The following is a 203-nucleotide window of genomic DNA, read 5'->3' as shown; positions in this document are numbered from 1 at the left end:
ACGAGTGATGATGGAGATGACACGGATGGTAACACAGAAGATGATCCAACAGAAACCACCATCGCAGAAGCTCCAAGTATCGAGGCGGTTAAGACGGTAGCGATCACCAATGACGTTGTACCAGTAGGGGCAAGTTTAGGCGACACGGTAGAATATACAATCACGGTAACCAACACCGGAAATGTGACCTTAGATGGAGTAGC

At 48.3% G+C, this 203-nt stretch carries 1 protein-coding gene; it reads left to right on the top strand.

Translation table 11 applies throughout. From position 1 onward, the window contains the following. Positions 1 to 203, top strand: a 203-nt coding sequence (locus ACXAFS_RS15380; protein ID WP_475308070.1) for a DUF7507 domain-containing protein, incomplete at both ends; no start/stop codon positions are given.

It is taken from the genome of Winogradskyella sp. ABM4_392, assembly GCF_056160445.1.
This window is presented reverse-complemented; position numbering and strand designations above follow the sequence as displayed.